This window comes from Streptomyces sp. NPDC042259 (assembly GCF_055582085.1).
Window position 1 is genome coordinate 342,649 of the sequence record NZ_JBVJDW010000004.1, and the last position, 22,508, is coordinate 365,156.

Annotated in this window: 21 protein-coding genes; 9 read left to right on the forward strand and 12 right to left on the reverse strand. The window is 72.1% G+C overall.

Annotation, left to right across the window (positions count from 1 at the left end; all coding sequences use genetic code 11):
- Positions 1-557 precede the first annotated feature (557 nt).
- Positions 558-1,385 (reverse strand): DMT family protein, encoded by an 828-nt coding sequence (locus tag ACZ6MA_RS13760; RefSeq protein WP_469434092.1) that lies wholly within the window; start codon positions 1,383-1,385, stop codon positions 558-560.
- 160 nt (positions 1,386-1,545) lie between these two features.
- On the opposite strand from ACZ6MA_RS13760, the gene ACZ6MA_RS13765 reads away from it, so the two are divergent.
- Positions 1,546-1,854, forward strand: a complete 309-nt coding sequence (locus ACZ6MA_RS13765; RefSeq protein ID WP_469433586.1) for a hypothetical protein — start codon at positions 1,546-1,548, stop codon at positions 1,852-1,854.
- A 6-nt stretch (positions 1,855-1,860) separates the two neighbouring features.
- On the forward strand, positions 1,861-3,045 hold the full coding sequence (locus tag ACZ6MA_RS13770; RefSeq protein ID WP_469433587.1) for a glutathionylspermidine synthase family protein: 1,185 nt from the start codon (positions 1,861-1,863) through the stop codon (positions 3,043-3,045).
- A 24-nt stretch (positions 3,046-3,069) separates the two neighbouring features.
- On the opposite strand, the gene ACZ6MA_RS13775 is transcribed toward ACZ6MA_RS13770, so the two are convergent.
- From ACZ6MA_RS13775 to ACZ6MA_RS13805, 7 genes are all read right to left on the reverse strand, one after another.
- A complete protein-coding gene (locus ACZ6MA_RS13775) occupies positions 3,070-3,282 on the reverse strand; it encodes a hypothetical protein (RefSeq protein ID WP_130879522.1) in 213 nt (70 codons plus the stop codon).
- Positions 3,283-3,332: 50 nt separating this feature from the next.
- Complete coding sequence (locus ACZ6MA_RS13780; RefSeq protein WP_469433589.1) at positions 3,333-4,931, reverse strand: acyl-CoA mutase large subunit family protein; 1,599 nt, start codon at positions 4,929-4,931, stop codon at positions 3,333-3,335.
- Positions 4,932-5,269: 338 nt separating this feature from the next.
- Entirely contained in the window at positions 5,270-6,322 is a 1,053-nt protein-coding gene (locus tag ACZ6MA_RS13785; protein ID WP_469433590.1) for a hypothetical protein, read from the reverse strand.
- A complete protein-coding gene (locus ACZ6MA_RS13790) occupies positions 6,322-6,981 on the reverse strand; it encodes an RNA polymerase sigma factor (RefSeq protein WP_469433592.1) in 660 nt (219 codons plus the stop codon). The genes ACZ6MA_RS13785 and ACZ6MA_RS13790 overlap by 1 nt, the downstream gene beginning before the upstream one ends.
- 34 nt (positions 6,982-7,015) lie before the next feature.
- Positions 7,016-7,966, reverse strand: coding sequence for a DUF4328 domain-containing protein (locus ACZ6MA_RS13795; RefSeq protein ID WP_469433593.1), 951 nt, complete (start codon positions 7,964-7,966; stop codon positions 7,016-7,018).
- 383 nt (positions 7,967-8,349) lie between these two features.
- Positions 8,350-10,413: a glycosyltransferase gene (locus ACZ6MA_RS13800; protein ID WP_469433595.1), complete on the reverse strand. Its 2,064-nt coding sequence runs from the start codon at positions 10,411-10,413 to the stop codon at positions 8,350-8,352.
- A gap of 333 nt (positions 10,414-10,746) precedes the next feature.
- Positions 10,747-12,411 carry a beta-N-acetylhexosaminidase gene (locus tag ACZ6MA_RS13805; RefSeq protein ID WP_469433596.1) on the reverse strand — a complete coding sequence of 555 codons (1,665 nt, stop codon included), beginning with the start codon at positions 12,409-12,411 and terminating at the stop codon, positions 10,747-10,749.
- Positions 12,412-12,779: 368 nt separating this feature from the next.
- Here ACZ6MA_RS13805 and ACZ6MA_RS13810 point away from each other — a divergent pair, with 368 nt between their 5' ends.
- The 5 genes from ACZ6MA_RS13810 to ACZ6MA_RS13830 all read left to right on the forward strand — a co-directional run bounded on the left by ACZ6MA_RS13810 (position 12,780) and on the right by ACZ6MA_RS13830 (position 16,911).
- Complete coding sequence (locus ACZ6MA_RS13810; RefSeq protein ID WP_469434094.1) at positions 12,780-13,220, forward strand: 2-oxo-4-hydroxy-4-carboxy-5-ureidoimidazoline decarboxylase; 441 nt, start codon at positions 12,780-12,782, stop codon at positions 13,218-13,220.
- A 285-nt stretch (positions 13,221-13,505) separates the two neighbouring features.
- Positions 13,506-13,886, forward strand: a complete 381-nt coding sequence (gene sdhC / locus ACZ6MA_RS13815; protein WP_469433597.1) for a succinate dehydrogenase, cytochrome b556 subunit — start codon at positions 13,506-13,508, stop codon at positions 13,884-13,886.
- 6 nt (positions 13,887-13,892) lie between these two features.
- A complete protein-coding gene (locus ACZ6MA_RS13820; RefSeq protein WP_469433599.1) occupies positions 13,893-14,369 on the forward strand; it encodes a succinate dehydrogenase hydrophobic membrane anchor subunit in 477 nt (158 codons plus the stop codon).
- Positions 14,370-14,389: 20 nt separating this feature from the next.
- Entirely contained in the window at positions 14,390-16,144 is a 1,755-nt protein-coding gene (gene sdhA, locus ACZ6MA_RS13825) for a succinate dehydrogenase flavoprotein subunit (RefSeq protein ID WP_469433600.1), read from the forward strand.
- Positions 16,144-16,911: a succinate dehydrogenase iron-sulfur subunit gene (locus tag ACZ6MA_RS13830; RefSeq protein WP_469433601.1), complete on the forward strand. Its 768-nt coding sequence runs from the start codon at positions 16,144-16,146 to the stop codon at positions 16,909-16,911. Before sdhA ends, ACZ6MA_RS13830 begins: the two co-directional genes overlap by 1 nt.
- Positions 16,912-17,045: 134 nt before the next feature.
- Here ACZ6MA_RS13830 and ACZ6MA_RS13835 read toward each other — a convergent pair whose 3' ends face one another.
- A complete protein-coding gene (locus tag ACZ6MA_RS13835) occupies positions 17,046-17,444 on the reverse strand; it encodes a MerR family transcriptional regulator (RefSeq protein WP_469433603.1) in 399 nt (132 codons plus the stop codon).
- Between the two features lie 4 nt (positions 17,445-17,448).
- On the opposite strand from ACZ6MA_RS13835, the gene ACZ6MA_RS13840 reads away from it, so the two are divergent.
- On the forward strand, positions 17,449-18,246 hold the full coding sequence (locus ACZ6MA_RS13840; RefSeq protein ID WP_469433605.1) for an alpha/beta fold hydrolase: 798 nt from the start codon (positions 17,449-17,451) through the stop codon (positions 18,244-18,246).
- Positions 18,247-18,265: 19 nt separating this feature from the next.
- Here the strand turns inward: ACZ6MA_RS13840 and ACZ6MA_RS13845 are convergent, their stop codons facing one another.
- The gene (locus tag ACZ6MA_RS13845) at positions 18,266-19,789 is read right to left on the reverse strand and encodes an ABC transporter substrate-binding protein (RefSeq protein WP_469433607.1); all 1,524 of its coding nucleotides are present in this window, start codon (positions 19,787-19,789) and stop codon (positions 18,266-18,268) included.
- Between the two features lie 141 nt (positions 19,790-19,930).
- Positions 19,931-20,209, reverse strand: coding sequence for an SCO4848 family membrane protein (locus tag ACZ6MA_RS13850; protein ID WP_469433608.1), 279 nt, complete (start codon positions 20,207-20,209; stop codon positions 19,931-19,933).
- Positions 20,210-20,321: 112 nt separating this feature from the next.
- Between ACZ6MA_RS13850 and ACZ6MA_RS13855 the strand changes: the two genes are divergently transcribed.
- Positions 20,322-21,569, forward strand: a complete 1,248-nt coding sequence (locus tag ACZ6MA_RS13855; protein ID WP_469433610.1) for a D-alanyl-D-alanine carboxypeptidase family protein — start codon at positions 20,322-20,324, stop codon at positions 21,567-21,569.
- Here ACZ6MA_RS13855 and ACZ6MA_RS13860 read toward each other — a convergent pair.
- Positions 21,478-22,503, reverse strand: a complete 1,026-nt coding sequence (locus tag ACZ6MA_RS13860; RefSeq protein WP_469433611.1) for a YihY/virulence factor BrkB family protein — start codon at positions 22,501-22,503, stop codon at positions 21,478-21,480. The genes ACZ6MA_RS13855 and ACZ6MA_RS13860 overlap by 92 nt on opposite strands.
- Positions 22,504-22,508: the final 5 nt, after the last annotated feature.

Here is a 22,508-nt window from a genome sequence, read left to right on the forward strand (position 1 = left end):
ACTTCTCTTCACCGAGTCGGCCTTTCCAACGTGTTGGGGGATGCCAGGTATTGGCTGGGTGAGCATAAGCGCTGGTGAGGGGCCGTCAACTCGGTATATCTGGAAGGTGAAATTCCGTCTTGGGAAGGGGACTTGATTTCAGGGCGGGAGGTTGGGGTGATAGGTTGCGGGTGGGGGCTTTATGTGGCGCTTATGCGTGGCGGCGAAGCCGTTTGGTGATTTGGGTGGCTGTTGAATTGACTATTCGGGATGGCCTCTCGCCTGGCCGGCGGCCCGTTGATGCCGCCTGCGGCGGCTGAGCGCCTCTTGCCTGGCCGGCGGGCCGTTGGTGCCGCCTGCGGCGGCGAGCGCCCTGCGGGCGCGTCCTCAATCGCCGGACGGGCTGGATTTGGCTGGGCTCGGCCCAAACCTGTGCCAAGGCTTGATTGGGCTGATGTCGGCCGACACCAGCCACATCAAGCCCCTGGGGGTACCTCCCAGCGGTAGCTGGGGGAGCTTGAGGACACCACCGCGCAGCGGGGGTGCGGACGACACCGGCCCGCGGCGGGGCCCACACGTCACCGAGACGGCGAAGGCGCCTCGCCAAAGCGACCCAGCGCCAGGGCCCCCAGGATCGCCAAAGCGAACCCCGTCACCGCCAGTGGCGCCAGCCCCGGCCTCGTGCGGTCGCCGAGCCAGATCACGCCGACCAGCGCCGGACCGAGCGTCTCGCCGATGACCATGCCGGCGGTCGCCGCCGTCACCGAGCCGCGCTGGAGCGCCGACGTCAGCAGCAGGAACGCCGCGCCGCCGCCCAGGAGTACGGCGTACGCGGCGGGGTTGGTGACGAGCGCGCCCGGTGCGACGTCGTCGGCGAGGCGGACCGCCACCTCCACCACCCCGAAGCCGATGCCCGAGCCCAGGCCGAGGGCCGCCGCCCGGGCCCGGCCGGGGAGCCGCCCCGCCAGCGCGCCCAGGCCCAGCACCCCTCCCGCGACGCACAGCACTCCCACGCGCAGCGCCAGGGAGCCCGTCTCGTCGCCCTCCTCGCCGGAGGACAGGCCGAGCAGCGCGAGACCCCCGCACACCACGCCCACCGCCGCCCACTCCACGCCGCTGAGCCGCACCCGCAGCACCCGGGAGGCCGCCACGGCCGTCACCGCGAGGCTCGCGGCGAGCGCGGCGCCGACGGCGTAGATGGGCAGGGAGCGCAGGGCGACCAGCTCCAGTGCGAAGCCGATGCCGTCGAGGGCCAGACCCGCCAGGTAGCGCCATTGGCGCAGGACGCGCATCAGCAGCAGCGCGTCCACGCCCGAGCCGCTGCCGGGCGCGGCGGCCCGGGCCGCGACGGCCTGGAGGACGGACGCGGTGCCGAAGCAGACCGCCGAACCGAGCGCGCAGATCATCCCCAAGAGCACATACCGACTGTAGAACGCCCTGAGTTCCTCCCGCGGGACGCGCCCCTTAGGGTGAACGGACTTTCATCGGTCCGAGTTGACGGGGGTCGGCTACATGGCAGCGAAGACAAGGCGGCGACTGCGGTCCAGTACGGTCGTATTGGGTGGAATGGGCGTCCTCGCGACCGCCTTGACCTCCTGCGGTTCCGAACCGGACAAGCGGTGCGTCGACCCGAACAGCTACGACGTCTCGCGCGGCTACAAGGTCGTCGACTCCAAGGCGTGCGGCAAGGGCGGTGGCAGCGGCAGTGGCAGCGGCAGTGGCAGCGGCGGGAGCGGCGGCTCCTCGTCCTCGGGGCGCTGGTACTACGACGGCAGCAAGTCCGGCGGCTTCTCCGACCGCGGCACGTTCAGCAAGAGCCAGGCCGTCGACCGCGGCGGCTTCGGCTGCTCCGGTTCCGGCTCGGGCGGTGGCTGAGCGACCATGCGCCGCCACCGCACGGAACCCCGCCCCGGCTGGCAGTCCACCGTCGAGGAACAGGGCCTGGTCTACCCCCTCACCCGCTACCCCGACGGTTCGCTGCGGCCCTACTGGGACGAGAGCGCGTACTACTCCTTCGAGCTGGAGGAGATAGAGGAGCTGGAGAAGGTCGTCGAGGAACTGCACGGCATGTGCCTGGAGGCCGCCGCGCACATCGTGGACACCGGCCGCTTCGCCGACCTCGGCATCACCGACCCGCGCCTGACCGCACTGATCGCCGAGTCCTGGCGGCGGCGCACGGAACTGCCTTCCCTCTACGGCCGGTTCGACTTGCGTTACGACGGGGACGGCCCGGCCAAGATGCTGGAGTACAACGCCGACACTCCCACCTCGCTCGTGGAGGCGGCGAGCCCGCAGTGGTTCTGGATGGAGGACCGCTTCCCGGACGCCGACCAGTGGAACTCGCTCCACGAGCGGCTCGTCGACTCCTGGAAGCGGCAGGCGCCGCTGCTGCCGCCCGGCGCGCCGCTGTACTTCGCGCACTCGGCCGACGACGAGCTGGGCGAGGACCTGATGACGGTCGCCTATCTGCGCGAGACCGCCGAACAGGCCGGCCTCGACACCCGGGCCATCTCGATGGAGGACATCGGCTGGGACCGGCTCTCCGGCCGCTTCGTCGACGAGCGGTACGGCTTCGTACGCGCCTGCTTCAAGCTGTACCCCTGGGAGTGGCTGGCCACGGACCGCTTCGGCCCGCACGTCCTGGACACCCTCGACAACGGCGGCGGCACCGGCTCCACCCTGTGGATCGAGCCCGCCTGGAAGATGCTGCTCTCCAACAAGGCGCTGCTCGCGGTGTTGTGGGAGCTGTTCCCCGGCCATCCGAACCTGCTGCCCGCCTACCTCGACGGCCCGCGCGAGCTGGCCCACGGCCGCGGCTACGTCGCCAAGCCGCTGTTCGGCCGCGAGGGCGCGGGCGTCACCGTCCACGAACCGGGCTCCGCCGCGCCCGTCCGCGACGAGGCCTGCTGCTACCAGGAGCTGTCACCACTGCCCGACTTCGACGGCAACCGCGTGGTGCTCGGCGCATGGGTCGTCGAGGACGAGGCGGCGGGACTGGGCATCCGGGAGTCGGCCGGACTCGTCACGGACGGCTACGCGCGCTTCCTGCCCCACGTCATCCTCTGACCGCCCCCGCCGGGGGCACCCCGCTCAGAACAGCTGCTGCTGCCCCGGCGTCGGCGGCTCGTCCGGATCGAAGAGCCGGGGGGCCGTCGACAGCAGGGGCGCGGACTTCCGCGACCCGGGGCAGGAGATCAGCTCGAAGGACGAACGGCGGCCCGGCGGATCGTGCCGGGCGAACCGCCCACCGACCACGGCGATCTCACGGGCACAGACGGGACAGGTACGGCGGGGAGAGGACATGACACCAGTGTGACGCAGCGTGGAGGGACCCCGGGCTGCCGACCGGCGCCTCAGAACGACTCCGTCGGCACGTGCGTGCCCCAGACCTCGCGGAGCGCGCCGCACACCTCGCCGATCGTCGCCCGCGCGCGCAGGGCGTCCTTCATCGGGTACAGGACGTTGTCCGTGCCCTCGGCCGCGCGCCTGAGGTCCGACAGCGCCGCTTCCACCGCCCGCCCGTCGCGTTCGGCACGCAGCCGGGCCAGGCGGCGGGTCTGCCGGGCCTCGATCGCCGGGTCCACGCGCAGCGGCTCGTACGGGTCCTCCTCGGCGAGCCGGAAGCGGTTGACCCCCACGACCACCCGCTCTCCGCTGTCGGTCTCACGGGCGATGCGGTAGGCGTTGCGTTCGATCTCGCCCTTCTGGAAGCCGTGCTCGATGGCGGCGACGGCACCGCCCAGGTCCTCGACGCGGGTCATCAACGCCAGCGCGGCCTCTTCCACGCCGTCGGTCAGCGACTCGACGGCGTACGAGCCCGCGAACGGGTCGACCGTCGCCGTGATATCGGTCTCGTGGGCGAGGACCTGCTGGGTGCGCAGGGCCAGCCGGGCGGACTTGTCGGTGGGCAGGGCGATGGCCTCGTCGAAGGAGTTGGTGTGCAGCGACTGGGTGCCGCCCAGGACGGCGGCGAGGCCCTGGACGGCCACCCGCACCAGGTTCAGTTCGGGCTGCTGCGCGGTCAGCTGCACCCCCGCCGTCTGGGTGTGGAAGCGCAGCATCAGCGACTTGGGATCGCGCGCCCCGAACTCCTCGCGCATCACCCGCGCCCAGATCCGCCGGGCCGCCCGGAACTTGGCGACCTCCTCCAGGAGCGTCGTGCGGGAGACGAAGAAGAAACTCAGCCGCGGGGCGAAGTCGTCGACGGCCATGCCCGCCGCGACGGCCGTGCGGACGTACTCGATGCCGTCGGCCAGGGTGAAGGCGATCTCCTGCGCGGGCGAGGCCCCCGCCTCGGCCATGTGGTAGCCGGAGATCGAGATCGTGTTCCACCGGGGGATCTCGGCACCGCAGTACCGGAAGACGTCCGCGGTCAGCCGCAGCGACGGCTTGGGCGGGAAGATGTACGTCCCGCGCGCGATGTACTCCTTCAGGACGTCGTTCTGGACGGTGCCGTTCAGCCGGTCCGCAGGGACGCCCTGTTCCTCGCCGACGAGCTGGTAGAGCAGCAGGAGCGGGGCCGCCGGGGCGTTGATGGTCATCGAGGTGGAGACCCGGTCGAGCGGGATGCCGTCGAACAGCGTCCGCATGTCCTCGACGGAGTCGATCGCGACACCGACCTTGCCGACCTCGCCGCTCGCGAGGGGGGCGTCCGAGTCGTGGCCCATCTGGGTGGGCAGGTCGAAGGCGACGGACAGGCCCGTCGTGCCGTGCTCGATGAGCCGCCGGTAGCGGGCGTTGGACTCGGCGGCCGTGCCGAAACCGGCGTACTGCCGCATGGTCCAGGGGCGGCCCGTGTACATCGTCGGGTAGACGCCGCGGGTATAGGGGAACGCGCCGGGCTCGCCCAGCCGTTCGGCGGGGTCCCAGCCGTCCAGCGCACCGGGCCCGTAGACCGCTTCGACGGGCAGTCCGGACTCGGTCCGCCACGTGCCGTCCGATTCGCGTGCCATGCGTTCACGCCTCCCGCCGCCGTCGACCGGCGCTCAGCCGGGCGACCACCAGAGCCTGTGCGACGGACTGTAGCGGCGCGGGAGCGGGCCGGGGCGGGGGCGCGCACGGGCATCCCCGGCCGGGCGGGAAGGGGGGCGCGGGCAGAGCCGGGGGAAAGAGCTCCGCCCGCGCCGGGTGCGCAGAGCCGGCTGTTGGGGGAACTCCAGCTCATGCGCGGCCGATGACCAGTCGGCCCACTTCCTTCAGCGCCACCGGGCCGAAAAACGTCACACCGAACGTCACACCGTCGGAAGAATCCGGCGGAACCCGTGGCCCGGCCGCGCCGCCGGCCCGTGGGTCAGAGGACCGGCACGTCGAGCAGCGGGGTCACCGGGGCGGGCGCGGGGAGCGCCGGCGGTGCCGGCAAGCGGGTGTGCGGGGCGCTGCGCGAATGCGGCACGGGCCGTGAGCCGCGCGGCACGTCGTCCCCGTCGGGGAGCTTGCCCTTGACGACATCCGTGCAGATGGTGCGCAGTCGCGCCGCCCCGCCCACGGCTCGCTCCAGGGTGCGGACCTCGTCCTCGTCGGCGCGCTTGTCACGCTGCCGGCCGGTGCGGAGCAGATCGCACACCCGGACGTACACCTCGGGCTTGGGCTTGGCGCCGCCGTCCTTGCCGGTCCCGGCGCGGTCGTCGTCGCGGGTGCGCGTGGCCGAGGGGCTCTCGCCGGGGCCGTCGTCCTTCTTGTCCCGCCCGGTCGGCGCGCCGGGGTCCGTCGGCACGGAACCGGACGCCGAGGGTCTCCCGCCCGGCCGCCCGGTGCCGGTGGCGCCGGGCGAGGGCGTGCCGGTGGGGTCGTCGAGGCCGGGGGCCAGGGTCCGGGTGTCACGGTCCTCGGCCGCCGAAACGCTGGTGGCGGGCGCGGGCGCGCTGCCGGCGCTCCCGAAGGGGCCCGGCAGGACGCCCGTACCGGCGGCGACCGCCACGCCGCCGAGCGCGCAGCCGGCCAGGGCCAGCGCCAGCGCACCCTTGACGGGGCGGCGCAGGAACGCCCGGCTCTTGGCCGGGGCGGTGAGCCGCACGAAGGGCTCACCGGCGCCCGTGGCGGCACCGGACGCCCCCGAGGTCCCGGACGTGCCGCCGCGCACCGAGCGCAAGGACGCCCGTACGCCCGGCGCGCCCTCGGCCCGGGCGGCGCGGAACGCGGCGAGCGCCGCCTCCTCGCCGGGCAGCGGCCCGTCGGCCCCGGCGCCCGGCAGCGCCGGGGCCCGCAGCTCGGCGAGGCTCGCGGCCAGCCGCTCGGCGGCGGGCCGGGAGTCTTCGTCCAAGGCTGCGGAGTCGACCGTTCCGCCGCGCAGCATCCGCTCCACGGCGTCGTCATCCAGCCAGTCGTACCGGTGGTCGTCCGCCATCACATGTCCTTCTGCGTCCGCGGCCGCAATTGCGTCACACCCGCAGAAGCGTTGGCTCCGGGGGACGGCCGCCGCTGTCCGGGGATCTGGTCGGCCGACTGCTGGCCGGTTCCGGCCGTGACCAGCTCGGCCAGCTTCCGCAGGCCGCGGTGCGCCGCCGTGCGCACCGCGCCCGGGCGCTTGCCGAGCACGCCCGCCGCGCTCTTCGCGTCGAGTCCGACGACGACGCGCAGCACGACGGCCTCGGCCTGGTCCTGCGGGAGCTGGGCGATCAGAGCGAGGGTACGGCCGGTGCCGAGGGACTCCAAGGCCTCGACCGCGGTGTCCGCGTCGGCCGGCCGGCCCGCGAGTTCGCTCTCGTCACCGCCGACGGCCGGCCGCCGTCCGCGCATCCGGATGTGGTCGAGCGCGCGGTTGCGGGCGATCCGGGCCGCCCAGCCGCGGAAGCGGTCGGCGTCCCCGGAGAACCGGGCCAGGTCCCGGGCTATCTGCAACCACGCCTCGGACGCCACGTCCTCGGCGTCCGCGTCACCGACGAGCGATCGTACGTATCCGAGCAGCCGAGGATGCACGGACCGGTAGACGGTACGGAATGCCGTCTCGTCCCCGTTCTGCGCCGCACGCACCGCGACGGTCAGCTCAGCGTCGTCCCCCTGCACGCCCTCATCCTGCCCCACTGGTGGAAACCGAACTTCAGTAGCCCGCCGGACCGCTGCCGAAAGGATTCTGCGCAGGGCCGCCGGGGCCGTACGGGGAACCGGGCTGCGGACCGGCCTGCGGGCCGGGCTGTGCGGGCGGATAACCGGGGGCACCCTGCGGCACACCACCGGGGAAACCGGGCTGGGGGTAACCGGGCGCGGGGAAGGCGCCCTGCGGGTAGCCGGGCTGCGGATACCCGGGCTGGGGGAAGCCGGGCTGGGGGCCCGCCGCCGCGCGCTGCTCCTGCATCTTCGTCAGCTGCCCCACGACGAGTGGCGCGAGCACCGCGGCGACCAGGAACAGCAGCCGGGAGAAGATCGTGAGGGACAGACCCGTCATCAGGGACTGGACGTCGCCGGGGAGGGTCGCGGCGTCATAGTCGTGGGCCCGGATCTTCTGGTCGGCGAGCGAGTAGACGACCGACCCGAGAACGCTGAACACCGCGCTCGCGACCCACAGGGACCACCAGGAGTTGAGCAGCCCCTTGCGGACGTGCTGCGGGCCCGCCGGGGAGCTGGCCCGGTAGACGTCGTTGGCGATCTGCTTGGGGAACCAGAAGTTGACGACCGGCGTGAACCACGCCCCCACCGCCCAGCCGGTACCGAAGCGGTGCGTGCCCGGTGCGAAGTACTCCGCGTTGAGCCGCACCCGCCGGAACCAGATCACCCAGAGCACCGCCGTGGCGGCCATCACCAGGAAGTACACGAAGTCCACGCCGACGGCGAAGGACTCCACGTCGTCGACCTTCTGCGCGGCGGACAGCGTCCGGCCCGCGTCGAGGAAGTCCTGCAACGACGCCCGGAGCCTGCCGCGTGCCGCGACGACCAGCATCAGCATCGGCACGTTCAGCCACAGCAGCACGGTCAGCGCGATACGCACCCCGCGCCGCAGGTCCACGCCGCCGACGGGCAGCGCCCCGGCGTACGGGTACGGCGGTGCCTGCATGCCGCCCGGTCGCGGCGTTCCGTAGGAGCCGCACGCCGCGCAGCGGCCGTCCGGGCCCACGGCGACGGCGCGGCAATGACCGCACGGATACATCTTCTTCAGCCCCCAGGAGATGTGGCCATGACCCCGGCCACCGGGAAAAAGCAGTGACGATCGCGCCCACCAGGGGCGGAAGAGGGCACGTTACGGGCTCGGGCCCGGCCGCGTCCACACGGGCCCCGCCGCCACGGCGGAACGGATCGGCGACGACGGGTGTGACGCGATCGCGCGTCGTGGCGCTGTACGAAGTGCGGGCCACTCCATGGTTCGCACCGGACGGCGGCCGGGGCCTCTCCTGTGGGGGGTGGCGGCCCCGGCCGTCCTCCGTCCGGAGCCGCCCCCGGCTATTCGGCCGCTTCCCCGTCGACGTCCTTGACGGCGATCGTCAGGTCGTTGGTCACCGTGAAGTACGGGCGCAGCCGGACGTTTCCTTCCCCGCCGCCGGTCGCCGCCGGGAAGGTGTCGATGCCCTTGCGGTCGGCGAAGTCCCCGCCGATCCGGCCGACGCGCACCAGCGCGGCCCCCGCCGCCGGGCGCACCCACAGGTCCCACAGATCCTGCTCGTCACCGCGCCGCGTCTCCATCGGCCCGTACGGCAGGCGACCCGTGCCGCCGGTCAGCGGGGCGCGCACGTCCCCCACCGAACCGTCACCGCCGCGCAGCCGGGCGATCAGCTCGGCGCCCTCGCCGAACACCGTGCCGTGCGCGGCGAGGGTGAGCGTGACCCCCTCCTCCCCGACCCGCACCTCGGTGACCTCGGCGTGCTCGGGACGCAGCCAGGTGCGCACGGCGAGGAACCCGTCGCTCGTCTCGTACGGGACGCGCGCCGTGACGCCGTCCGCCGTCACCGCGAGCGGCAGGGTCAGCAGGGCCTGCTGCTCGACGAGCCCGGCGGCCAGCCGGCGCCGGGACTTGTCGCCGGGGCGCTCGACGTAGCTGTCCCAACGGCCCTCGGGCAGGGCCGCGGGCGCGAAGCGGGCCTCGGCCCAGCCGCCCGGCTCCCGGCGGCCCGTCAGCTCGGCGCGCACGCTCTCCTTGCCCTTGGTGCCGCGGTGGCGCAGCAGAATGTGGGTGTCGGCGCCGGTGAGCTGCTCGGCGGGCAGCCGCACGCTCAGGGTGCCGTCGGCCTCGACGGCACAGCGCGCCACGGGGTGGGCGATGTCTCCCCGTGGCGCGGGGGCCGGGGCGTTCTTGGGGCGGCCGCCGCCGAAGAGACCGCGCAGCAGTCCCTTCTTCTTCTCGGCCGTGGAACCCGGGCGCAGCTCCTCGAAGAGGTCCTCGTAGCGCTGGGCGATCCGCGCGGGCTCGTAGCGGTGGGCGGTCTCGCGCGCGGCGGCGCCCAGGCGGCGGCGCTGTTCGGCGTCGCCGGTGAGCTTCAGCAGCGCGCCGGCGTAGGCGTCGACGGCGTCGGCGTCGTCGAGCGGGACGAGCACCCCGTCGGTGCCGTCGGTGAGGATCTCGCGCGGGCCGTAGGGGCAGTCGGTGGCGATCACGGGCAGGCCCGCGTGCATGGCCTCGACGATGGTCATCCCGAAGGACTCGGCGTCGGAGGCGACGGCGGCGACGGAGCCCTTGGACCACTCGGTCTCGATGGGCGAGCGGGCGCCCATGAGCGTGATCCGCTCGTACAGGCCCAGCTCCTCGATCTGCCGGCGCAGCTTGGCCTTGGCCGGGCCCCGGCCGTAGATCCGCAGATTCCACTCGGGGCGCTCGGCGGCGACCTTGGCGAAGGCGGCGATGAGCCGGTCGTAGCGCTTGACGGCCACCAGCCGGCCGGCCGAGACGATCGTGTTCGAGTCACCGGTGGAGGGCGCGGCGGCCGGGGCCGGCACGGCGTTGGGAATGGAGAGGATCTTCGCGTGGGCGCCGGGGAGGGCGTCCCGGTAGTGCCCGGCGTCGGCCTCGGAGACGGTGGCGAAGGCGTCCAGCGCGGCGATCGCCGGATCCATCACGGCGTGCAGCTCGGGGACGTGCGCCTCGTGGGTGAGGTGCTCCTGGCCGAGGCGCAGATAGCGGTCGCTGCCGTACTTCGCGAGATAGCCGATGAGCTTGGGCCGGGTGGCGATGACGACATCGGCGTCGGTGGCGGCGAGGTGGGCGGCCACCCGCTCGTCGGTGAGGGCGGTCGCGGCCATCCGGCCGTTGTCGATGCGCTCGTCACGGAAGATCTCACTCGGCAGCTGGTTGCGCGGAGCCGCGTACTCGTCGCCCTCGGTGCCCTCGCGCAGATCCACCAGGGGCGTCAGGCGCACCCGTGGATCGATGGTCAGCTCGGGGTCGTCCACGGGGCGGTTGACGCTGACGATCCGCACCTCGTGCCGGTCCGCGAGGGCGGCGGCGAGGTTGACGGTCGAGCGGATCGTGCCGCCGATCCCGTACGCGTTGTGAAGCAGGAATTCGATCTTCATCGGGCCCTCGTTCAGATGCGCGGGCGCGCGTGCGCGCACTCCGCCGTGGAGAGTACGCGGGCTTCCCGAATCTGTCCTTCCGTATCCGTGCGACGACGGTGGGACGGCCCACGTGGTTCACCCCTGGAGGCTAGGGCCTGGCCGGGGCTTCGTGTGAGCCCGTCCGCTGCCCGTCCGCTGCGCGGGCTCTGCGGGCCGTATCGCCCGCACCACCGCTGGGCGGCGGTGTCCTCAATCGCCGGACGGGCTGAAATTCAGCCCGTCCGGCGATTGAGGACGCGCCCGCAGGGCGCCGTGCCGCCGCAGGCGGCGAGACGGGCCCGGAGGTCAGGGCTAAGCCCCCGGAGGGAGGACGCGTGCGGTCAGTGCCGAGAAGTCCTGCCACGGCGGAGCCGGCCGGCGGGGGTCCCACAGGCGCTGGGCGAGCGCCGCCAACGGCAGTCGGATGCCCGCCGCCACCTGCTGCGGGGTCTGCGCGGCAGCGCGGTCGCACCAGACGGCGAGCCGGCCGCCGAGGATCCGCGAGGGCCCGGCGAGGTTCGCCGGTACGGCCGTCGTTCCGCGCAGCACCGCCGGGGACCACTCCCGGTAGATCCGCTCACCGGTCGGGTAGCGGAACTCGTTGGGCTCGCCGAGTACGTAATAGAGGTACTCGTCGTTGAGATTGACCACCGGGCGTCCCTCGTTCAGGTACTCCAGCGGCTCGCGGGCGCCCAGCTCCTTGCCCGTCCAGTACTCGACCTCGATGTCCTTGTCCGCGGTGACCACACCGCCGCGGAAGAAGCCGTCGTTCCACGCCTTGGCCTTCTTGCCGAGACCGCGCAGCACGGCGACCCGGTCGTTCAGCCAGCCGGCCGCGAGGTCCTGGACCCGGGCCCGGGGGCCGTACTTCGCCCGTGCCCGCTCGGCCAGGCGGGGGTAGGAGGCCTGCGGGTCCTTCGCGAGCAGTGCGCGGTACTCGTCCGCGCCCAGGTGCCAGTACGGGCCGGGGAAGAGGGGGGCGAACTCGCGCAGCAGGTCGTCCACGATGCGCGCGGCCTCGGGGGCGGTGACGTCGACCGCGCCCTCGGCGGGGGTCCCCGCCCGGTTGCGCAGCTCCAGGGCGGGGTGGGCGTCCGTCACCGCCCCGAGGTGGCCGGGGGAGTCCAGCTCGGGGACGACGGTGATGTGCAGCTCGCCCGCGAGCGCGACGATCCGGCGGACCTCGGCCTTCGTGAGGTGCTGCGCCGAGACGACCTCGGGATGGGACTCGCTGGCGATCCGGAAACCCTGGTCGTCGGAGAAGTGCAGGCCGAGCATGTTGAGCTTCAGGTCGGCCATCTCGCGCAGCCGGGCCTCGACCCACTCGGCGGGGAAGTGCTTGCGGGCGGTGTCGAGGTTGAGGCCGCGCTGCGGCCGGTCGGGGCTGTCCCGTACGACGCCCTCGGGGACGCCGCCGCCGGAGCGCACGGCCTGGACGACGGTCCGGGTGCCGTAGAAGACGCCCGCCTCGGCCGCGCCGGTGATCAGGACCTTGCGGTCACGGGTGGTCAGCTCGTACCCCTCCGGGCCGCCGCTCTGTCCCGGGCGCAGCGCCAGCTCGATGTCGCCCGCGCGGGCGGGGCCCCCGGAGGAGGCGAGGCGGAGGTCCTGGGCCAGGCGCCGGCCCTCGTCGGCGAGCGGTCCGCCGGGATCGGTGACGACCCGGGCGCCGGGCGTGGGCCGCCAGCCGGGGCCGCCGCCCGCGGTGAAGGACCGCACGAAGGGAACGGTGCGCGGCGGCCCGGCGGGAACGGCGGCGAACGCGGGGGCCGCGGGCGGGGAGGAGGCCGCGGCGGCGGAGGTGCCGGAGGAGCCCGCCGCGCCGGACGACGGGGAGCGGGAGTCGCTCCGGGTCGGGGCGTCGCTCGCGCCACCGCCCCCCGGGCAGCCCATCAGGCTCATGGTGGCGACGAGCGAGAGGCCCGCCACCCAGCCCCGGGCCAGCGGAACGCGGGTGATCCTGCCAGGTAGTCCCATGGAGCAAATCTCCTATTTGGTGCGACTCTGGGGCGAAGGTATTGCCCTTCGTCCCTCCCGGCGTCGACTACGCGCCCGAAACCCCTCTCGTCCGAATGAAATTCGCGCATCCGTCGGACAGTGGCTGAGATGCGTCGTTACCGTGGCGTACACCGTGACGTCGTGACGTCTCGGGTTGGCGTCGATGGCGTCTCGGCTCGGCGTCCCGCCCGTCCCTCTCCTTCCCGGGGTCTTTCCGGTCCACCCGCCTTCGCCCGTCCTTCGAGGAGTCCACGCTGCACGACTTCGCCCGCTTTGCCCGGATCGATCGGTTCGACGGCCTCGACCGGCTCAACGCCGCGGACCCGGACGACGCCGAGGCCGCCCTCCTGGCCTGCTGCGGCAGTCGCCGCTGGGCCAGGCGGCTCGCGGCCCACCGTCCCTATCCCGCCCCGGACGCCCTGCTGGCCGCCGCCGACACCACGGGCCGCGCCCTCGGCCGCGCCGACCTCTGTGAGGCGCTCGCCGCGCAGACCACCGGCGCGGTCACCCTCTCCCAGGCCCGCGCCGCCGGCGCATTACGGGCCGCGTACGCCGCGTACGAGCGTAGATTCGGCCATGTTTTCGTGATCTGTCTGGACGACTGCCGCCCCGAGGAGGCCCCCGGCCGGCTGCTCCGGGCCCTCCGCGCCCGCCTCGCCGACCCCCTCCACGAGGAGCACATCACCGCCGCCGAGGAGCTGCGCCGCATCGTCCGCGGCCGTCTCACCCGGTTGGCCCAAGGCGCCCCGGGGCGTCGCGCAAGGGGCCGACAGGGGAGTCCGCAGTGACTTCCGGTACATGAGTGGACTCGTATGAGCGACAGGCGGATGTCGTATCTGTCCTGATAAAGGCTATGCGCGTATCGGACACGCGGGGAGATAACCGTCAGCTCGCCGGGCTGTGGGCCGCCCGGCAGCTAGGCCGTACGTGCCTGTTTGATCACACCTGACAGACCCCGCGAGACCGAACCGACAAGGCGTCGCTACGATGGCCAGGGCCGGTGGACCGTACCCGGCCGGGCCCGCTGACAGTGAAGCCGGCAGGCCCCAATCCCCGCTCCCGGAGGGTTTTCCGTGCCGGCTGGAACGCTGTACCGCGGCCGGGAAGGCATGTGGTCCTGGGTGGCTCATCGAGTCACCGGCGTCCTCATTTTCTTCTTCCTGTTCGTGCACGTCCTCGACACCGCGCTCGTCCGTGTCTCTCCCGAGGCATACGACGACGTCGTCGCGACGTACAAGACCCCGATCGTCGCCGTGATGGAGTACGGCCTCGTCGCCGCCATCCTCTTCCACGCGCTCAACGGCCTCCGTGTCGTCGCCGTGGACTTCTGGTCCAAGGGCCCGAGGTACCAGAAGCAGATGCTCTGGACCGTCATGGGCATTTGGCTCGTGCTGATGGCCGGGGCCATTTACCCCGTCCTCGGGCACGCCGCACGCGAACTGTTCGGGAGCTGACGCCTGATGTCCGCTGACACCTCTTCCGCGGTCGGTCCCGTCGAGGGCGTAAGCCTGTACGACGTGGACAATCCGGCGCCGGTCATCGAGCCGCCCCGCAAGCGCACCAAGAAGACCCCGAAGTCGACCCGCACCAACTTCGAGCTGTACGGCTGGCTGTTCATGCGGCTGTCCGGCGTGGTGCTCGTCGTCCTGGTCCTGGGTCACCTGCTGATCCAGCTCGTCCTCGACGGCGGCGTCAGCAAGGTCGGCTTCGCCTTCGTGGCCGGCCGCTGGGCCTCGCCGTTCTGGCAGGGCTGGGACCTGCTGATGCTGTGGCTGGCCATGCTGCACGGCGCCAACGGCCTGCGCACGGTCATCAACGACTACGCGGAGCGGCCCAAGACCCGCTTCTGGCTGAAGAACCTGCTGTACGCGGCCACGGTGTTCACCGTCCTGCTGGGCACGCTGGTGATCTTCACCTTCGACCCGAACATCCGCTAGAGCCCGGGGCTGACGCGACCATGAAGATCCACAAGTACGACACCGTCATCGTCGGCGCCGGTGGCGCCGGCATGCGCGCGGCCATCGAGTCGACCAAGCGCAGCCGCACCGCGGTCCTGACGAAGCTCTACCCGACCCGCTCCCACACGGGTGCCGCGCAGGGCGGCATGGCCGCCGCGCTGGCCAACGTGGAAGAGGACAACTGGGAGTGGCACACCTTCGACACGATCAAGGGCGGTGACTACCTGGTCGACCAGGACGCCGCCGAGATCCTGGCGAAGGAGGCCATCGACGCGGTCCTCGACCTGGAGAAGATGGGCCTGCCGTTCAACCGCACCCCGGACGGCACCATCGACCAGCGCCGCTTCGGCGGTCACAGCCGCAACCACGGCGAGGCCCCGGTCCGCCGGTCCTGCTACGCCGCGGACCGCACCGGCCACATGATCCTCCAGACGCTGTACCAGAACTGCGTCAAGGAGGGCGTGGAGTTCTTCAACGAGTTCTACGTCCTCGACCAGCTGATCACCGAGGTCGACGGCGTCAAGAAGTCGGCCGGCGTGGTGGCCTACGAGCTGGCCACCGGCGAGATCCACGTCTTCCAGGCGAAGGCCGTCATCTACGCCTCCGGTGGCACCGGCAAGTTCTTCAAGGTGACCTCCAACGCCCACACCCTGACCGGTGACGGCCAGGCCGCGTGCTACCGCCGCGGTCTGCCGCTGGAGGACATGGAGTTCTTCCAGTTCCACCCGACGGGCATCTGGCGCATGGGCATCCTGCTGACGGAGGGCGCCCGCGGTGAGGGCGGCATCCTCCGCAACAAGGACGGCGAGCGCTTCATGGAGAAGTACGCGCCCGTCATGAAGGACCTCGCCTCGCGAGACGTCGTCTCGCGCTCCATCTACACGGAGATCCGCGAGGGCCGTGGCTGCGGTCCCGAGGGCGACCACGTCTACCTCGACCTCACCCACCTGCCGCCGGAGCAGCTCGACGCCAAGCTCCCGGACATCACCGAGTTCGCGCGCACCTACCTCGGCATCGAGCCCTACACGGACCCGATCCCGATCCAGCCCACCGCGCACTACGCCATGGGCGGCATCCCGACCAACGTCGCGGGTGAGGTGCTGGCCGACAACGACACCGTCGTCCCCGGCCTGTACGCCGCCGGCGAGGTCGCCTGCGTGTCCGTGCACGGCGCCAACCGCCTCGGCACCAACTCGCTGCTGGACATCAACGTCTTCGGCAAGCGGGCCGGCATCGCGGCCGCCGAGTACTCCGCGAAGGCCGACTACGTCGAGCTGCCGGAGAACCCGGCGCAGCTCGTCGCCGACCAGGTCGAGCGGCTGCGGAACTCCACCGGCACCGAGCGGGTCGCCGAGCTCCGCAAGGAGCTGCAGGAGACCATGGACGCCAACGTGATGGTCTTCCGCACCGAGCAGACCATCAAGACGGCCGTCGAGAAGATCGCCGAGCTGCGCGAGCGGTACCTCAACGTCTCCGTCCAGGACAAGGGCAAGCGGTTCAACACCGACCTGCTGGAGGCCATCGAGCTGGGCAACCTGCTCGACCTGGCCGAGGTCATGGCCGTGTCCGCGCTGGCGCGCAAGGAGTCCCGCGGCGGTCACTACCGCGAGGACTACCCCAACCGCGACGACGTCAACTTCATGCGGCACACCATGGCGTACCGCGAGGTCGACGCGGACGGCAAGGACTCGATCCGCCTCGACTACAAGCCGGTCGTCCAGACCCGCTACCAGCCGATGGAGCGTAAGTACTGATGAGCACCACGACGCTCGAGAAGAGCGCGGCCTCGGCCGAGTCCGAGGCCCCCGCGCACCTGATCACGGTCACCTTCCGGATCCGCCGGTTCAACCCGGAGATCTCCGACCAGGCGACCTGGCAGGACTTCCAGCTGGAGATCGACCCCAAGGAGCGGGTCCTCGACGGCCTGCACAAGATCAAGTGGGACCTCGACGGCACGCTGACGTTCCGGCGTTCCTGCGCGCACGGCATCTGCGGTTCCGACGCGATGCGCATCAACGGCAAGAACCGCCTGGCGTGCAAGACCCTGATCAAGGACATCAACCCCGCCAAGCCGATCACGGTCGAGCCCATCAAGGGCCTCACGGTCCTGAAGGACCTCGTGGTCGACATGGAGCCGTTCTTCCAGGCGTACCGCGACGTCATGCCGTTCCTCATCACCAAGGGGAACGAGCCGACCCGTGAGCGCCTGCAGAGCGCCGAGGACCGCGAGCGGTTCGACGACACCACCAAGTGCATCCTGTGCGCCGCGTGCACGTCGTCCTGCCCGGTGTTCTGGAACGACGGCCAGTACTTCGGCCCGGCGGCCATCGTCAACGCCCACCGCTTCATCTTCGACTCGCGTGACGAGGCCGGGGAGCAGCGGCTGGAGATCCTGAACGACAAGGACGGCGTCTGGCGCTGCCGCACGACGTTCAACTGCACGGACGCCTGCCCGCGTGGCATCGAGGTCACGAAGGCGATCCAGGAGGTCAAGCGCGCGCTGATCACGCGTCGCTTCTGACGTCCGACCTGCGGTCCGCTAGTCACGACGAGGGCCCCGCTCCATCCTTGGAGCGGGGCCCTCGTCGTCGCCGGACGGGCTGGAATTCCAGCCCGTCCGGCGATTGAGGACCGGGGTCCGGGGCGGAGCCCCGGTTACGCCGGCCGCATGGCCGACGTCACCTCCCGCAGCGCCTCGCGCTTCCGCAGCAGCTCGGCCATCTGTTCCTCCACGCGCGACAACTGCTCGTCCATCACCTGGACGGAGCGCTCGCACGCGAGCAGGCCCGGCCCGCCCTCCGTACAGGGCAGCAGGTTCCGGATGGCCTCGGTCGTCAGACCGCCGGCCAGCAGCTCACGGACGCGCGTCACGCGCTCGACCGCGTCGGCCCCGTAGCGCCGGTAGTCGTTGGAGTCCCGCTCGGAGACGAGCAGGCCCTGCGCCTCGTAGTAACGCAGCAGCCGGGTGCTGACGCCTGTCCTCCGCGACAGTTCCCCTATCCGCATCGCGGTCCTCCCCTTGACCTTCACACTGATGTCAACTGCCAACCTCATGGCTATGACACAGATTCCCGTATCCCCGTTCGGCCCGCTCACCGCCCAGGTGCACGGCTCCGGTCCCGGCGTCCTGCTCGCGCACGGCGCGGGCGGCAGCATCGAGGGCAACTACCTGCCGGTCATCCCGGCCCTCGCCGAGGGCCACACCGTCGTCGCCCCCGACTACCCCGGCTCCGGCGCCACGCCCCGGGCGGCCGGGCCGCTGACCCTCGACGGCCTGGCCGACGCCGTGGTCGCCTCCGCCACCGAGGCGGGTCTGGAGACCTTCACCCTGGTCGGCTACTCGCTGGGCACGCTCGTGGCCGTCCGGGCGGCCGCCCGGTACCCGGAGCGGGTGCGCGCACTGGTGCTGACGGCCGGTCTGGCCAAGGCCGACAACCGGCTGCTCGCCGCCCTGGACATCTGGCGGAAGCTGCTGGCCGACGGGGACCGGGAGACGTTCGCCCGCTTCGTCGCCCTGACCGCCTTCGGCGAACCGTTCCTCAACGCCGTGCCCACCGGGCAGCTCGACTCCTTCTACGCGCAGCTCATCGCGGGCGTCCCGGACGGCGCGGCCGACCAGGCGGCCGTCGTCCAGGCCGCGGACACCACCGGTGACCTCGCCGGGATCCGGGTACCCACCCTGGTCATCGCCACCACCCTGGACACGCTGGTCTCGCCCGGCAACTCCCGGGTGCTCGCGGACCGGATCCCCGGTGCCGAGTACGCCGAGATCGCCACGGGTCACGTCCCGATGGCCGAGCGGCCCGAGGAGTGGCAGAAGCTGATCACGAGCTTCCTGGACAAGCACGGCCTGTAGCGCACGGGGTGAGCGGGTGTCAGATACGGCCCAGCTGCCACAGCCGCCACGTTCCCGTGCCGTCCGAGAGGTACTGCGTGCCGGAGATGGCGGAGCCGCTGAGGGCGTAGTCCTTCTTCTGCCACAGCGGCAGGAGCGGCACGTCCTCGGCGACGATCTTCTGGATCTCCCGGAAGGCGTTCGCGGCCCGGCCGCGCTGCTCGTTGCGCTGGGCCGCCTCGATCAGGCGCTCGACGCGCGGACTGGAATACCCCGAGTGCAAGGCGTTGCCCACACCGATCAGAGGGCTGGTGAAGGTGTCCGGGTCGGGGAAGTCGGCCACCCAGCTGACGCAGTACGCGTCGTACGCCCCACGGGCATAGCCCTGCTGGAACTCCGCCCAGCCCACCCGCCGGGTGGTCACCTCGAACAGCCCGCTCGCCTCCAGCTGCTTCTTGAGCAGCGCCGCCTCCTGGTCCGTGGCGGCGCCCTGCGAATAGGCGAGGCCGAAGCGGACGGGCAGCCGGACCCCGGCCTCCCGCAGCAGCTGCCGGGCCTTGGCCGGGTCGGGGGCGGGATAGCGGTCGTAGAACGATGTGGTGTGGCCGGTGAGGCCCTTGGGGATCAGGGAGTACAGCGGTTCGACCGTCCGGCGGTGGACGTCCCGGGTGAGCGCCTCGCGGTTGACGACGGAGGCGATGGCCCGGCGCACCGCGACGTCCCGCACGGGCGAGCCGTCCCGCAGATTGAAGACCAGGTTGCGGGTGCTGGCCGCCGCGCTCTCCATGACCTTCACGTCCGAGTCGGCGGGGGAGAGCGCCGCGATGTCCGTCGGCGGCATCGAGCGGGTGGCGACGTCGATGGACCGCCGCTGCCACGCCTGGCTCATCCGCTCCGCGTCGGCGAAGTACCGCACGACCACCGGGGAGCCCTCGCGTTTCATCCCGCCCCGGTACCCCTCGGCGGGGGCCAGCTCGGCGCTGGCACCCGGCCGGTACTTCTTCAGGACGTAGGGGCCCGAGCCGTCCACCTCGTCACCCGTGCGGAGCCGGTCCGCCGGGTAGCGGGTGCTGTCGACGATCGACCCGCCGCCGGTGGCTATCTTGAACGGGAAGGTGGCGTCCGGCACCTTCAGCCGGAACGTCACCCTGTCGTCCCCCGGCGTCTCGACCGCCCGGAGGGTCTCCAGCAGCGACATCGGCCCCTGGTCCGACTTGATGCGCCGGATGCGGTCGAAGGAGAACTTCACGTCCTTCGCCGTCAGCTCCCGCCCGTTCGAGAACTTCAGCCCGGGCCGCAGCACGCACTCGTAGGTGCGTAACTGGTCCTTGAACGCGCAGCGCTCCGCCGCGTCCGGCACCGGGCTGCTGGCGCCCGCGGCGAAGGTCAGCAGTGACTGATACACATTGCTGTACAGCGCCCAGGAGCCCGCGTCGTACGCCCCCGCCGGATCGAGCGAGCTGACCGTGTCGGTCGTGCCGACCGAGATCGGCTCCTGTTTCTTCGTCTCGGGCGACAAGAGCGAGCAGCCGCCGACCCCGACCGCCAGCAGTAAAACGCCCACCGCACTTGTCGTACCTGCCCGACCCCGGCCCCCGCGCACCCCGTGCCCCCTCCGTCCAGTGATGCGCATCACCTAAACACACGAACGGACGTACGTCCTGGGAATCGGCCAAGTGATCGTCAACTGCCACCGGGCGGTCGGCTATGAGCTGCGCCGCAACGCCCTGACGCCACGCAACCCGATGACCCCGACAGCCGTCCCCAGAAGAAACGAGGTGATCGCGAGCAGCAGATGGACCCAGAAGTACGCGGTCGGATCGCCCGCGTCGTCGAAGGCGAGCCCGCTGCCGTCCTTCCAGAGGTTCTTGACGAAAGTGATCCAGATGAACCAGCTCCACACGCCGAAGGCGAGCAGGAACCAGGCCACGGGGCGGGAGAGGGTGAAACCCCCGCGCGGGGAGTCCTCGGAAGAGTTCGGCATGGGTTTCAGTATGCGTTCGGGCCGGCGCACTGGTCCTATCGGGTCCACGCCGGGGGCAGGCGCCGGTGAGGCGCCCTCCTCCGGGCGTGGACCTGGAGGTACGTTCACGAACGTGCCGACGACGACATCACACTCCCCGCGGTGCGCCGCGCCGCGCCGCCGCGCCGCCGCTCTGGCCGCGGCCCTGCTGCTCCCCGTGCTCACCGCCACCCCGGCCCTGGCCGACGGGAAGAAGGACGACAAGGGCCGCCCGCCCGCCCAGCCGCCCGCCCGGATGTCCACCGTCGGCGGCGAACTGCTGGGCAAGCCGGGCACCCAGGTGCTGCTGGGGCCCGGGGCGCCCACCCTGCCCAAGGAGCTCACCGGCCGCTCCTGGCTGGTCGCGGACGCCGAGTCCGGTGAGGTGCTCGCCGCGCACAACGCCCACTGGCAGCTGCCGCCCGCCTCGACGCTGAAGATGCTCTTCGCGGACACCGTGCTGCCGAAGTTCCCCAAGAACCGGCAGTACAAGGTCAAGCCCGCCGATCTGGAGGGCATGGGCGCGGGCAGCAGCCTGGTCGGGGTCAAGGAGAACCAGACCTACTCCGTCCGCGATCTGTGGCTCGGTGTCTTCCTGCGCTCGGGCAACGACGCGGTCCGCGTCCTGGCCTCGATGAACGGCGGCATCCCGCAGACCGTCAAGGACATGCAGGCGCACGCCGAGGCGCTCCAGGCGAAGGACACCCACGTCGTCAGCCCGGACGGCTACGACGCGGAGGGCCAGGTCTCCAGCGCGTACGACCTGACGCTCTTCGCCCGCTCCGGTCTGCAGAAGGCGGACTTCCGCGAGTACTGCGCCACCGCGTACGCGAAGTTCCCGGGCGAGGTGAAGAAGGACGGCAAGCGGGACTCGTTCGACATCATGAACACCAACCGGCTGCTGACCGGTGCGAACGGGATGACCGCGTACAAGGGCATGGCGGGGGTCAAGAACGGCAGCACCACCAACGCGGGCAACACCTTCACCGGGGTCGCCCAGCACGACGGCCGCAAGCTGCTGGTGACCGTCATGAACCCGGAGAACCGGGAGGCCAACGAGGTCTACAAGGAGACCGCGCGCCTGCTGGACTGGGGCTTCGAGGCGGCCGGGCACGTCAAGCCCGTGGGCCATCTGGTGCCGCCGCCGGGCGTGGGCGGCGCGACCGGCGGAAGCGGCGTCCCCGGCGCGGTGGACAGCTCGCAGGCCTCGGTCGCCGGCTCCGGCGGAGGGATGTGGACGGCGGTCGGGATCACGCTGGCCTCGCTGGTGGCGGTGGCGGTGGCGGGGTTCGCCGTGCACCGTCGCTGGCCGCTGCCGGACCGGGGCCGGCGCCAGGGCTGATGTCCTCGGCGGACCGGCCGGGGCCGGCGGGGGCGGCGGGGCCGGACGGGACGGCCTCCGCGGCCCCGTCCTCCGCCGCGGGGGCCGCACCGTGCGGCGTGGCCGTCCAGGCGGCGCAGAACAGCGTCAGCCGGGCCGTGAAGTTGATCCACAACAGCAGGGCGACCGGGGTGCCGAACGCCCCGTACATGCTCTTCGCGGCCACTCCCTGCAGATAGCCGCTCAGCAGCAGCTTGAGCAGCTCGAAACCGACCGCGCCGAGCAGCGCGGCGACGAGGAGCCGGCGCCGCTCGGGCAGCACCCCGGGCAGCCGGGACAGGACGTAGAGCATCATCACGAAGTCGGCGAGCACGGCGGCACCGAAGCCCGCCACCGTCAGCAGCGGCGGACCGGCCCCGCCGTCGGCGAGCCCGGTCTTCTCGACGACCCAGCCCACCGCCGCCGAGGCGAACGCCGAGCAGCCGGCCGAGACCAGCGCCACCCCGCCGAGGCCGACGAGCACGGCCGCGTCCTTGAGCTTGAGCAGGAAGGGGTTGCCGGGGGCCTCCTCGCGCTCCCACACGGCACGCAGGCACTCGCGCAACGTCCCGATCCAGTTGACGCCGGTGAACAGCAGCAGGGCGCCGGCGACGACGCCGACCGTGCCCGCGTTGTCGACGAGACCGCTGAGATCGAGCTGACCGGCGATGCCGGGCAACTGCTCGGCCGCCTTCTCCTCCAGCGTCCGCAGCTGGGCGTCGGTGAGGACGGCCGCGCCGATCGCCGCGCCGACGGTGATCAGGGGGAACAGCGCCAGGAAACTGGTGTAGGTGATCGCGGCGGCCAGCCGGGCCCATTTCGCCCGGTCGAGGGTCTCGTACGAGCGCCACCCGTGGGTGCGCGTCAGCCGGACGATCAGGGGTCCGATCCACGGCAGCCGGGTCAACCAGTCCATGGACG